The sequence below is a fragment of the Mesobacillus harenae genome (assembly GCF_013343715.1).
Classification (GTDB): Bacteria; Bacillota; Bacilli; order Bacillales; family Cytobacillaceae; genus Mesobacillus_A; species Mesobacillus_A harenae.
This window is the reverse complement of record NZ_JABUNR010000001.1, coordinates 1-13,537: the sequence shown is the minus strand read 5'-3', so window position 1 is coordinate 13,537 and position 13,537 is coordinate 1. Positions and strand designations below refer to the sequence as shown.

Annotated in this window: 11 protein-coding genes; all 11 read right to left on the bottom strand. The window is 42.2% G+C overall.

The window, feature by feature from the left end:
* Window positions 1–152: 152 nt before the first annotated feature.
* Complete coding sequence (locus HRJ06_RS00055; RefSeq protein WP_174726880.1) at window positions 153–1,019, bottom strand: 2-oxoacid:ferredoxin oxidoreductase subunit beta; 867 nt, start codon at window positions 1,017–1,019, stop codon at window positions 153–155.
* Window positions 1,020–2,756: a 2-oxoacid:acceptor oxidoreductase subunit alpha gene (locus HRJ06_RS00050; RefSeq protein WP_174726878.1), complete on the bottom strand. Its 1,737-nt coding sequence runs from the start codon at window positions 2,754–2,756 to the stop codon at window positions 1,020–1,022.
* A 302-nt stretch (window positions 2,757–3,058) separates the two neighbouring features.
* Window positions 3,059–3,988 (bottom strand): membrane dipeptidase, encoded by a 930-nt coding sequence (locus HRJ06_RS00045; protein ID WP_174726875.1) that lies wholly within the window; start codon window positions 3,986–3,988, stop codon window positions 3,059–3,061.
* 288 nt (window positions 3,989–4,276) lie between these two features.
* Window positions 4,277–4,537, bottom strand: coding sequence for a stage V sporulation protein SpoVS (gene spoVS, locus HRJ06_RS00040; RefSeq protein WP_090742139.1), 261 nt, complete (start codon window positions 4,535–4,537; stop codon window positions 4,277–4,279).
* 612 nt (window positions 4,538–5,149) lie between these two features.
* Window positions 5,150–5,947, bottom strand: coding sequence for a TIGR00282 family metallophosphoesterase (locus tag HRJ06_RS00035; RefSeq protein ID WP_174726873.1), 798 nt, complete (start codon window positions 5,945–5,947; stop codon window positions 5,150–5,152).
* A gap of 112 nt (window positions 5,948–6,059) precedes the next feature.
* The gene (rny, locus tag HRJ06_RS00030; protein WP_174728054.1) at window positions 6,060–7,619 is read right to left on the bottom strand and encodes a ribonuclease Y; all 1,560 of its coding nucleotides are present in this window, start codon (window positions 7,617–7,619) and stop codon (window positions 6,060–6,062) included.
* Between the two features lie 579 nt (window positions 7,620–8,198).
* A complete protein-coding gene (recA, locus tag HRJ06_RS00025; protein ID WP_174726871.1) occupies window positions 8,199–9,236 on the bottom strand; it encodes a recombinase RecA in 1,038 nt (345 codons plus the stop codon).
* A gap of 255 nt (window positions 9,237–9,491) precedes the next feature.
* Window positions 9,492–10,742: a competence/damage-inducible protein A gene (locus HRJ06_RS00020; protein WP_174726868.1), complete on the bottom strand. Its 1,251-nt coding sequence runs from the start codon at window positions 10,740–10,742 to the stop codon at window positions 9,492–9,494.
* 22 nt (window positions 10,743–10,764) lie between these two features.
* Window positions 10,765–11,343: a CDP-diacylglycerol--glycerol-3-phosphate 3-phosphatidyltransferase gene (pgsA, locus tag HRJ06_RS00015; RefSeq protein ID WP_174726865.1), complete on the bottom strand. Its 579-nt coding sequence runs from the start codon at window positions 11,341–11,343 to the stop codon at window positions 10,765–10,767.
* An 84-nt stretch (window positions 11,344–11,427) separates the two neighbouring features.
* Window positions 11,428–12,315, bottom strand: coding sequence for a helix-turn-helix domain-containing protein (locus HRJ06_RS00010; RefSeq protein ID WP_174726862.1), 888 nt, complete (start codon window positions 12,313–12,315; stop codon window positions 11,428–11,430).
* Between the two features lie 20 nt (window positions 12,316–12,335).
* Window positions 12,336–13,124: a DUF3388 domain-containing protein gene (locus HRJ06_RS00005; RefSeq protein WP_174726859.1), complete on the bottom strand. Its 789-nt coding sequence runs from the start codon at window positions 13,122–13,124 to the stop codon at window positions 12,336–12,338.
* Between the last annotated feature and the right edge of the window lie 413 nt (window positions 13,125–13,537).

Genomic DNA, 13,537 nt, shown 5'->3' with positions numbered 1-13,537 from the left:
AGTCTCTGCAGGAAGTGGACGGTTTTCCTACGATGGATGCTAGCTAGAGCTGAATGCAAACAACCCATCGATTATCCGCATTGAACTTTTAATACTTTCCTGAAAACAAACAAGAACCCCGGTCTTATTGACCGGGGTTCTTGTTGTTACTTTTACATGAATTCAGCAGCTAATTTGTCAAAATGCTCTTGATCAAGTTTCAGATCAGCATGAGCAAGCGGCGTTTCGGAATAGCCGTTAACAAGCTCCTGGTAAGATTTACGCTCTGTATCCTGATAAATTAAACCAGTTACAAGACTATCATGATTCATTAATGTCTGCATAGCTGCTCCACGGTTTGATGGATCATAGCCTTCAATATCGCTAAGCTTTGTCAGGTTTTCTTTAAACCAATCGTAAGTGTTTATTTTATTGTACGTTACACACGGGCTAAATACGTTGATTAGAGAGAATCCTTTATGGTTGATTCCTGCCTCAATTAATGCTGTTAAGTCCTTAAGATCGGTAGAAAAGCTTTGTGCCACGAATGTCGCCCCAGCACTCAAAGCCATTTCCATAGGTGATATTGCTTGTTCGATTGAACCAGATGGTGTTGATTTTGTTTTAAAACCAGCGGCTGAACGAGGCGATGTTTGCCCTTTTGTCAAACCGTAGATTTGATTATCCATAACAATGTAAGTAATATCGATGTTACGGCGGATAGAATGTATTGTATGTCCCATACCAATTGCGAATCCATCCCCGTCACCGCCAGATGCGATTACAGTCAGGTCACGGTTTGCCATTTTAACACCTTGAGCAATTGGAAGAGCACGTCCATGAATACCATGGAAACCATACGAGTTAATGTAACCAGAGATACGGCCTGAGCACCCGATACCTGATACAACAGCAAGGTTTTCCGGCTCTAATCCTACATTTGCTGCTGCACGCTGAATTGCTGCCTGAACAGAGAAGTCGCCGCATCCAGGGCACCAGTTAGGTTTAACATTATTACGAAACTCTTTAAATGTTGCCATTTAGAACAACTCCTTGCATTTGGTGTGAATTTCATGCGGCAAGAAAGGATTTCCGTCGTACTTTAGAATCTTAGTCAGCTTTTCAGCACTTCCAACATTCATCTTAATAATGTTTGCAAGCTGGCCTGTCGCGTTGTTTTCAACAACTGCAATCTGTTTCGCTGATTTTACAAGAGGCAGCATTTCATCAACCGGGAATGGATGAATCAAGCGCATATGAGCATGGTTTACCTTAAGTCCATCCTTCTCAAGACGTCCGATTGCTTCTTCAATTGTCCCTCTTGTAGAGTTAAAGCCTACGATCAAAAGATCCGCTTCTTCATGCGGCGCATTTTTATAGACTGGAGTGTCAAACTTGATATTTTCAACCTTACGGAAACGCTTATCCATTTGAGCATTACGGTTAGCAGCAGATTCTGAAGGCTTACCTGTTTCGTCATGTTCTACACCAGTTATATGATGAATTCCATTTTTCGTTCCAGGAATAACACGAGGAGATACTCCATCCTCAGTGACTTCGAAACGTTTGAAATAGCCTTTATTCTCGATCTCAGGCAATTCTTCTGTAACAAGCTTTCCGCGGCGGATTTCTACTTTGCTGAAATCAAGCGGTTCAACCGTTTGTTTACCAAGGGACAACTGCAGGTCAGATAACAGGATGACCGGGCACTGGTACTCCTCTGCAAGGTTAAACGCTTCTGCTGCGTCGTAGAAAGCTTCCTGAACTGTACTTGGAGCCATTACAATTTTAGGAATTTCTCCATGCGTTCCATAAATCATCGCCATTAAGTCAGATTGTTCCTGTTTAGTTGGAAGTCCTGTTGATGGACCGCCACGCTGTGTATCTACAATTACCAATGGTGTTTCGGTAATTCCTGATAATCCGATTGCTTCCATTTTTAATGAAAGACCAGGACCAGCTGAAGCAGTGATCGAACGTACTCCACCATAGTTAGAACCAATAGCCATAGTTACCGCAGCAATTTCATCTTCTGTCTGGATAACAGTTCCGCCCAAGGCTGGAAGCTTTTTAATTAAGTATTCCATTATTTCTGAAGCTGGTGTAATTGGGTAGGCAGCCATGAACCGGCAGCCGCCTGCAACAGCACCTAATGCGATTGCATCGTTTCCGATCATGAACAGACGCTTTTGGCCATCTGCCTTGTCTAGCTGCATCAGCTGAGTAGACTCGCTAAGCTGATTCTTCATATATTCATAGCCTGCTTTAATAGCATCCATATTCTTTGCTACAACCTGCTGGCCTTTACGTCCAAAGATTTCTTCGACAACTTCTTCGAAAACCTTAATATCTAAATCTAAGACTGCGCTAGTTGCTCCAATCGCAACCATGTTTTTCATGAGGGATGTTCCTAGGTCTGTGGCAATCTCTGTGAATGGTACAGCATATAGTGCGGCTTCTGTATCTTCCGGCTTCTTCGGATTAAATTTCGCATCCGCAATCATCACGCCGTTTGCATGCAATTCTTTGAAGTTTACATCTATTGTTTCCTGGTCAAATGCAACTAGAATGTCTAAATCATCCGAAATGGAGCGGACTTGAGTTGTGCTCACACGGATTTTGTTATTAGTATGCCCGCCTTTAATCCTTGATGAAAAGTGGCGGTAACCATACAGATAATACCCTAAACGGTTTAATGCGATCGAAAATATTTCCCCTGTGCTTTCAATACCTTCCCCTTGCTGTCCTCCAACTTTCCATGAAAGTTGATTGATCATTCCCTTACACCCCTTTGGTTACGTTAAAAAGTTATGTAAAAACGTTTTCTGTTTTTTAGAGTAGCCCGGTTCCAATTCAATCTGGCCACCTTAGCCAGACACTATATATCTATAGCTAAAACAATAACTATTGGACGGTACTAAACGCTTACAATTCTAGACCTATGCAGAAAAAAAAGCAACCCTTTCAGGACAAATATTGATTAAAATACGAATATTTTTTTATTTTTTAAAATATACTGGCAACCTTCCTTCTTTTACATGATTTTGGAAAAATAAAGCAGTAAAATCAACTCCTTTTGCTACTTTTCTCTAAGTATTCTTTTTGCCATATTTTGATACATAAACTTCTCAACTTGTATATTAGAATAATATTTTTGGAGTTCGTTAGCCAAGTAATCGTAATCTCCGGTGTTAAATAGTCCCACTACAGTTTTCTCCACTCCGTCAAAATCAGAACCGAATCCTACATGATTTTCGCCGCCGAGTGCACATATATGTTCAATGTGCCTGAGGATGTCCGTTATTGTTGCAGAATTCTTTCCAGTCAATAGCTTAGGGACGAAGGTTATGCCTATTACACTGTCCCTTTCAATTAGTGCTTCTATTTGTTCATCCCTTAAGTTTCTCGGGTGAGGACATAGCGAGTAACAGTTCGAATGCGATGCATACAATAGATCAGCCCATTCTACTACATCCCAAAAACCCATATCTGATAAATGCGATACATCACATGCAGTCTCTGTTTGATTTAAAAGGGCAACCAGGCTTTTTCCGAACTTTGACAAGCCCGCCCCTCTCTCTTCAAGTGATCCATCTGCAACATCATTAGCATAGTTCCAAGTAAGGCCAACTGCCGTTACACCAAGACGAAGCAGTGTCTTTAGTTTAACTAAGTCAGACCCAATACAATCACAGCCCTCCAATGTTAAGATTGCACCAATTTCATTCTTTTCGAGGCTGGAAAGGTCCTGCTTTGTTTTAACTAGTCTAAACTCGGGAAATCTTTTTAGGATATTTTCGTAAAATAGATCCACCATATAGAGAGCTGCATTAAATTTTAAATCTGGGTGTACTGATTCAGGAACATAAATGGCAAAGGATTGAACTTTTATGCCAGCATTTTTAATATTGTGATATGTTACATGCATTTCCTTAGAGTTTTCGAAGTTCAAAGATTGGTCAATAAACATTTTATATAAAGCATCGCAATGACCATCAAATATTTTCACCGTAATGCCCTCCCTATCCTTTGAAGATTAGCAGCACTATCTGCTCTAGACTGTTAATTGGCTAATTGAGGTCTCTTTTTGTATTGGGGTTGATTTACTTGAAGCTGATATGATAAAGACTCATCAGAGTTAGTTCCCCTCAATCTTACAGTGAAGGATTTCAATTGATGCGGGGAAAATCGGCTTAACTTCTTCGCAAAGAAAAACCTGTTTGCTTTTCGTTGCAAACAGGTTTCATGTTTTCAATGATTCATATTTTTTCCATTATTCTTACGAAGTTAACTGTACCTATCTTGGCTCAATAATTAGTTTGATCGCGGTACGTTCTTCCCCGTCAATCAAAATATCTGTAAATGCCGGGATGCAAATCAAATCTACTCCGCTAGGCGCTACGAACCCTCTTGCAATCGCTACTGCCTTAACGGCTTGATTTAATGCACCTGCACCAATTGCCTGAATTTCTGCATTGCCTCTTTCACGCAGAACTCCAGCAAGTGCACCAGCTACAGAATTAGGATTAGATTTTGCTGAAACTTTTAATATTTCCATTCCTAGCTCCTCCTTGTTTTCTCCCGACCCGCATACCCAGAAGTGGTGCATCCGGGATCTATCGTTCCACTGCTACTATATTCAGCAGATCGTTTACATATGCCGGCTTGGTCAAAAAAATGGAGATTTCTCTATGCGCTCTTTGCCCACGTGTGTCATGCTGTTTCTCCAGAAGAAAAGCGCAAGCGCCTTGAACAGCCCCGACAAGCGCTGGAGGGCCAGAAGGTGAAGTCGTTCTTTGACTTCATCAGCTAGACCGAAGCGACTCGAGGGGCTAGGCGCTGGAGCCAGACAGTATTCAATTTTCAAAATTTTATACTTTCTTATCTTTGAACAAAAAGAGCCTTCTCCAGGCTCTATTTTATGCTGATTAAATTTTATCCGAGCGTAAACACCTCAGAGGCATTTACACTTTTCTGGACAGTCGGCTACGCTTTTTTTGTCTAGCTTCGCCTCCTAGGGGCTCGGGGCCATAAGCCATTCGCTTCGGAAGGCAAAAAACGACTTCTGTCAGCGCTCGTCTTATGCCTGTCGCCCTGACACTAAGGGAAGCTTCTAAGTGAATATGCTCTGCAGGAACAAGCTGTACTTGTTCCGAGTCGGCTATGCTTTTCAGGAATAAAATGGGTGGTCAGGGTTGATTTGGATTCTCTGTATTTTGCTAGCTGTACCTGTCTTTTTATCTACATCCACAATAACAGCGCTCAGCTGGTTTCTTCCCTCCGTATCAACTTCAAAGCGGACTGGAAGGCTAGTCAAGAACCGTTTTAGTACAGCGTCTTTTTCTACACCTAGAATTCCATCGTATGGGCCTGTCATACCTACATCTGTTATGTAAGCAGTCCCTTTTGGAAGAATTCGGTCATCTCCTGTTTGAACGTGTGTGTGTGTGCCAACTACCGCTGTAACACGCCCGTCCAAATACCAGCCCATGGCCTGTTTCTCACTTGTGGCTTCAGCATGAAAATCAACAAAAATAATCGCTGTCCGCTTGGATGCTTCCTCGATCAGTTCATCTGCCTTTTTAAACGGGCAGTCTGTTGGGGCTAGGAAGGTTCTCCCCTGCAGATTTATGACTGCGACTTCATCTTGATTGATTTTTAGATAGGCAATTCCTTTTCCCGGAACACCCTCCGGAAAGTTAGCTGGTCTTACCAGGTATTTGGCCTTTTCGATAAACTCAAAGATTTCTCGATTATCCCAGGCATGGTTTCCGAGCGTTACAGCCTGTGCACCACCCTCTAAAAATTCACGATAGATTTTTTCAGTTATACCTTTTCCTCCAGCTGCATTCTCACCATTAATAATCGTTACTGTCGGGCGAAACTGATCTTTCAGCTTTGACACGTATTCCCTTACCATATCCCGACCTGGGGAACCTACAACGTCCCCAATAAATAAAATTCTCATCTGCATCCTCTTTCTAATCCATTATTTTTACTTTAACTAAAGTGTAACACAATCTAATGCTTGTTTATTCTCACGATCAGGCGAAATAAAAAGCGGTGCCATGGGCACCGCTTTATTTTGCATATTCAACTGCTCTTGTTTCCCGGATAACCGTAACTTTGATATGTCCAGGATAATCGAGCTCTTCTTCAATTTTCTTGCGGATATCTCTCGCCAGACGATGGGCTTGCAGATCATCAATTTGATCTGGCCTGACCATAATACGTATTTCTCGTCCCGCTTGAATTGCGAATGACTTTTCAACGCCATCATACGATTCTGAGATTTCTTCCAATCTCTCAAGTCGGCGAATGTAGTTTTCAAGTGCTTCACTTCGAGCTCCCGGCCTTGCAGCTGATAAAGCATCGGCTGCTGCTACAAGAACTGCAATAATGGAAGTTGGTTCTGTATCGCCATGGTGGGAAGCAATACTATTGATAACAACTGGGTGTTCCTTGTATTTGGTACCAAGTTCTACACCAATTTCAACATGGCTTCCTTCCACTTCATGGTCAATCGCTTTCCCAATATCGTGCAAAAGTCCCGCCCGGCGGGCAAGAGTTGTATCCTCGCCCAATTCAGCCGCCAATAACCCAGAAAGGTGTGCGACCTCAATTGAGTGCTTTAATACATTCTGACCATAACTTGTACGATACTTCAAGCGGCCAAGAATTTTAATTAAATCAGGATGCAAACCATGGACTCCCACTTCGAAGGTTGTTTGTTCGCCAACCTCACGAATGTGCTCGTCGACTTCACGCCGCGCTTTTTCAACCATCTCTTCAATACGGGCCGGATGAATACGTCCGTCCTGTACAAGCTTCTCTAAAGCCAAACGGGCTGTTTCACGGCGAATCGGATCAAAACCAGATAAGATAACAGCTTCCGGTGTATCATCGATGATGAGATCAATCCCAGTTAATGTTTCCAGAGTTCGAATGTTTCGTCCTTCGCGTCCGATAATACGTCCCTTCATTTCATCATTAGGAAGGTTAACAACTGATACAGTTGTTTCTGCAACATGATCCGCTGCACACCTTTGGATGGCGAGTGAAAGTAATTCTTTCGCTTTCTTGTCCGATTCTTCTTTTGCTCTGTTTTCACTTTCTTTAATCATTATAGCGATATCATGAGCAAGATCTTGCTCAATTCTTTCTAAAATGATGGATTTTGCCTCATCCCTTGATAAGCCCGAGATGCGCTCCAGTTCAACCTGGTGAGTTCGTACCATCTCGTCCACTTTGCTTTCCATCTCTTCAATATGCTGTTGTCTTTGGTTTAGAGAGTCATCCTTTCGTTCTAAAAGAGCGTCACGTTTATTCAACGTTTCATCTTTTCGATCAAGGTTTTCCTCTCTTTGCAGTAAACGATTTTCTTGTTTTTGCAGTTCATTTCTTCGTTCACGAACTTCACGTTCGGCTTCAGTGCGAAGCTTGTGAATTTCATCCTTTGCTTCCAGCAAGGACTCCTTTTTAGATGCCTCAGCATCACGTTTAGCATCTTCAAGGATCTGTTCTGCAGCATTTCTAGCTCCAGCTACCTTTGCTTCTGCAACGGACTTACGATAAAAATAGCCAACAACTGCACCGACGAATAGGCCAAGCAAAATGGAGATGATTTCAAATATTTCCATCATTTTCACCTCCTCTTGCTATGAACTTTTGTTACGTTTTTTAAAGTGTCGGCATGTACATTGCCTTAAAATCATCAACATACAGCACAAAGGCTTTTAAACGTTTTTATTACTATAAAAAGTAAAAATATACATTTTTAATTGTAAAGCTGTCAATTTTTATTGTCAAGGGGTTGTCCCCTATAGTTCATGGTTGATTTCATACTATTTATAAGGTTTTTGTCAAATAGTTGCCGGCTGGAAACCATCTTATTAAAAAGGCCTCTGTTAAACTTGGCTGTTGATATTCGTTCCAGGCGCTCGCTTTCCGCGGGGCGGTCATGAAGGGTTATTTTCACTATCGTGAAAAAACTACCTCCTCGGTGCTGAAGCACCTGTGGGTCTCCCCTGTACCCGCTGCTCCTGCAGGACACTGAAGGGCTTCCTTGAGCAAGCCCACGCACGAGAAAATGCCCAAGCATTTTCGAGGAGTCGATCGCCTTCACTCCAATCAACAATGCTTAAAATCAACAATGTTCTTTAACAGAGCCATTAAAAAAGGCAAAGCCCAAAGGGCTTTGCCAAGGGTGATATAATCTTTTAATCTAAAAGGCTGAGTTCTTCCTCTTCCTCTTCTGGGGCAATCTTATCTCCATCTAAGCCGTAGTGATCACGGATTTTCTTTTGTATTTCAATACGAAGCTCAGGGTGTTCCTTGAGGAACATTTTAGCATTCTCACGTCCCTGACCTAAACGCTCTTCATTATACGAATACCAAGATCCGCTCTTTTGAACAATATCAAGCTCAGACCCAAGATCGATTGTTTCGCCTTCTTTTGAAATTCCTTCACCGTACATAATATCAACTTCAGCCGTCCGGAAAGGAGGTGCTACCTTGTTTTTAACAACTTTAATTCTTGTTTTATTCCCGACCATTTCATTCCCCTGTTTCAAGGTTTCGGCACGACGAACTTCAAGACGCACACTTGAATAAAACTTAAGTGCCCGGCCGCCTGGCGTTACTTCAGGGTTACCAAACATAACGCCAACCTTTTCACGAATCTGGTTAATGAAAATAGCAATTGTTTTTGATTTGTTAATAGCGCCGGATAGTTTTCTCAACGCTTGGGACATAAGGCGTGCCTGTAAACCAACATGGGAATCTCCCATTTCACCTTCAATTTCAGCTTTCGGTACAAGGGCAGCAACAGAGTCAATAACGACGATGTCAACTGCTCCGCTGCGTACGAGCGCTTCTGCAATTTCAAGTGCCTGCTCTCCAGTGTCTGGCTGGGAAAGAAGCAATTCGTCTATATTTACGCCAAGTTTTTGGGCATAAACCGGATCTAGAGCGTGCTCGGCGTCGATGAAAGCCGCCTGGCCGCCTGCCGCCTGGACTTCTGCGATAGCATGAAGGGCTACAGTTGTTTTACCTGAGCTTTCAGGCCCGTAGATTTCGATAACCCGCCCGCGCGGATATCCGCCTATTCCAAGCGCAGCATCCAATGCTAGGGAACCACTTGGAAAAACTGAGATTTTGCGGTCTGTTTGCTCTCCAAGTTTCATAATGGAACCTTTTCCAAATTGCTTTTCTATTTGTTTCAATGCCATATCTAAGGCAGCTTGACGATCACTCACTATATATTTCCTCCTTTATATAAACAAACCGGCACTTGTCTGGCTTGTTGGGTTTCTAGTAAAGAACCTATGATTACTATACCTGTTTTAAGCCTCTTTGTCTAGCAAAAAGGCGAACGTTTATTCGATTGTTTTTGGCTCGAAATTAGCATGAAAATTGGATTTCCAAGTCTGTTTTAGCCTATTTTGACGGACTCCGCCCTCTGAAAACCTAATTGTTTTTGCTTTTAAATAAATAAAAAAGATTCACAGGACCTAAGCATCCTGTGAATCTTTCAAGCTATCTATCAAAAAGTAACAGCCATATTTGACGCTTCTGATTCGATTGGACTCCCTGTTGCCGCCAAGCTGAATTTTTTCGATCCTGACAGGTCTTCCCTTGATGGAAATACCAATAAATACAGTACCGACCGGGTGACCTTCAAGCTTCTCAGGTCCTGCGACTCCTGTAAAGCTGATGCCGATATCCGCATTAAACAGCTCTGCTGTATTTTCAGCTAGCTCCGCAGCACACTCAGCACTTACAACCCCTTTATTCTCGATGGTTTCTTTGCTGACTTTGACTACGTTAGCCTTTGCTTCATTCGTATAGCAGACGACGCCTCCCTTAACCAGACTGCCTGCACCAGGCCTTGATGTCATCTCCTGCTGAAACATTCCTCCCGTTAGACTTTCGGCACTCGAAATGGTTAATCTTTTCTCTGCAAGAAGTTTGGAAAGCTCATCAATCAGACTTGTATCATCATAACCGTAGAAATAACGACCTACCTTTGCCATGATTTTTGCTTCCGTTTGATCTAATAAGGATAAGGCTGTTTCGAACAGTTCATGATTCGCTGTTAATCGAAGTGTCACTTCTCCATTGGAAGCAAGCGGAGCGATGGTTGGATTACTTTGGCTGTCAATAAGATCCTCGATTTCTGTTTCAAGCATCGCTTCTCCAATTCCAAAAAAGCGTAATACCCTTGAGACGATTTGTGCTGGTCTCTCCAGTTTGGTGTGAATAGCTGCCAGTCCGTACTTGAGCATCATAGGCTGGAGCTCGGTGGGCGGGCCTGGAAGCAGCATATACATGTGAGTTTCATTTGTATAGACCATACCAGGGGCCATGCCGTTTTCGTTCCTAAGAACATGTGCATCCTTAAGAACTAGAGCTTGTTTTCTATTATTTTCTGTCATTTTACGCTTTACCCTCGTAAAATACATTTCGATTGATTCCATCGCTTCATCATCACTGACTAGCTCTGTACCAAGGTGTCGTGCAATCGTTTCTTTTGTCAGATCATCTTTTGTAGGGCCAAGTCCGCCTGTAAAAATGATAAAGTCTGCTCTCTGTTCGGCAATTTCGATCGCCTGCTTCAACCGGCTGGAATTATCACCGACCACAGTATGATAATAAACATTAATTCCTGCCTCAGCCAGCTGTCTCGATAAGAAACTTGCATTGGTATTATCAATCTGCCCAAGAAGCAGCTCAGAACCTACTGCGATTATCTCTGCATTCATGCAAACTCTCCCTTTACCTGCTTTATTTAGAACTCAAGAAAGCCTGTTTGTTTTTAGCAAAATAGTCCCATCCTGACCAAATCGTAATAATCATTGCAGCCCAAAGCGCAATATCATCGAAAGGTATGGAAGCTAATTCAAATATTGTATTGTGAAGCAGCAAAGCAGATATCGCTATAATTTGTGCCCAGGTTTTAATTTTACCGAGCATATTTGCAGCAACAACTTCACCTTCACCTGCAAGCACTAGCCTTAATCCCGTAACAGCAAACTCCCTGCTAATGATGATCACCACGATCCAAGAAGCTGCCAAGCCCAGCTCAACAAGGACGATTAAAGCAGCAGAAACAAGCAGCTTGTCCGCTAGCGGGTCTAAAAACTTCCCAAGATTTGTGACAAGATTATATTTACGCGCATAGTAGCCATCAACCCAATCAGTAACTGAGGCAATAATAAAAATTAATGCTCCAATCAGATGGGTGACCGGCATATCAGCCCCAAACAATCTTATGTCCCCCCATGAAAAGGGAGCGAGCATAATCACAAGAAAGATAGGAATTAACAGAATTCGTGATACGGTTATTTTATTAGGCAGATTCATATTATAGTTACCCTCCAAAAAGTTAGAAAAGCGTGAGGTCCATTGCGGCCCAGGGCAGGGAAAAATAGTCACCATTAAAGATGACTATTCATTCTCTTGAACGTAGCGGATTGTGAAATCCTGGCGTGATGGAGACGCGGTAAATTCAAGCTTTTGATCGTTTACATATATCTCGGTGTCCGGCGGATAGCCGGCAATGATTGTAGCTTCTGACTGATCTGAAAAATCAGCTGTCATGCTATCCGTTTCTCCTTGAGGCAATTCACCTTGCCAGAAAGATTCACTGTTTCCGTTTAAAATATTGACCCACGTCTTCCCTGTGGAAACGACTCTTACTTCAAATGAATCGGCATTCCGCAGTTCAAAGATGGTATTGCGCCCATTAACCTCAACCTGTTCTAACTCCTGCTCAGCGGGTTCGGGTTCGGGTTCAGGTTCTTCATCAATAGGGTCCTGCTCAGGATTCTCTTCCTCGGCAGTGTTCTCCTCTATTTCCTCAGGATCGTTCTGCAATTCCTCTGATTCCTGATAGCTAACTTCATTGCCTCCTGGTGCAGTCCCCTGTGAATCTTCAGATGCATTTTGCTGAACAAAGTACCAGACCAGAACAACTGCTCCTAGGATAAACAAGGCAATTAAAATTTTAGGCAAGACATCAAAAACCTTTGATGTCTGGGGGGATATCTCTTTTCTAGTCCGTACCCGTGAGAGCTCCTTAGGGATCTCTTCAGTGTATGTAGTTGGTATTTCGTTTTTATATTGTTCAAATAATTCATTTTGATTAAGATTGACTGCCTCAGCATATTGCTTTATAAATGCGCGCACGTAAAATTTTCCCGGCATCATCTCATAGTTGCCTTCTTCAATTCCAAGCAGGTACCGTTTCTGTATTTTAGTTAGCGCCTGCAATTCATCGAGACTCAACCCTTTTGCTTCCCTGGCCTCTCTTAACCGATTACCTAGTTCGCTCATGGTAACACCTTCCAATACTGTTAAAAATCAAATCCTCCAAAATTAGAGTCTAAAAATGCATTATTTTCGTGAACATCATAGACAATCTCTTCGTCAGGATGGTTGCGCAGCTCAATGATGTAATCGAAATCCTTTAAAGTATATTCTGTGTTTTGAACAAAGATATCTGGATGTTCAACCACTTTACACGCAGGAAGGCGCATAATTTCCCTAACGAGCTGCAGATGCCGTTCATTTCCGCGCTTAGTGGAAACTATTCCATCAAGGATAAACAGGTTGTCATCACTATATTCATCCTCAATCAGCTGATTTCTGATCGTTTGTTTTAGAAGAGTAGACGAAACAAACAGCCATCTTTTATTTGCACATACACTGGAAGCGACTATTGATTCCGTTTTACCCACTCTCGGCATCCCGCGTATCCCAATAAGCTTATGTCCTTCTTGCTTAAACAATTCTGCCATAAAATCAACTAATAGTCCAAGTTCATCCCGTACAAAACGAAAGGTTTTTTTATCGTCAGCGTCTCTCTGGATATAACGGCCATGACGGACAGCAAGCCTGTCGCGAAGCTTAGGTTCACGAAGCTTGATTATCTTTATGGTATCCATTGTGGACAAAATTGACTCAAGGCGCTGAATTTGTTCACGATCTTTGGCCAAAATTAACAGGCCTCGCCTGCCTTCGTCAACACCATTTATTGTAACAATATTAATGGAAAGCATCCCTAGTAATGATGAAATATCACCTAATAGTCCAGGACGGTTTTTCTGAATTTCATATTCTAAGTACCATTCTGTTTTTTCCATCAGAACCCTCCACGCCGCAAAAATGCGACATTTTTTTCGATTTTCACCTTGGTTCTATAATATATGATTTTCTATGAAGATGAAAGGAAAAACAAGGGAGACAAATTATAATGGATTTTGGGAATCGCCTAAACTGTTCTGGCAGTTGTCTTTATTAGAAGAAACTAGTCTTAAACAACAGCATTCTTAACTATTGAAGGAGTCAAATATTGTTTCATTCTGTCATTACCCTTTTTGAACAACAAAAATGCCCCATTCTTTTTTAACAAGGTTGTGTAGAGTAAGAAACTGATTTCAAAGAGGAAGCCTTCCTGACTTCCTCTTTTACTTTCAGCTCCTCCTCATCAAACCGTACGTGAGGTTTTCCCTCATACGGCTTTCCGACGTTCTTCTTTCTTTGGCAGTACGTACTG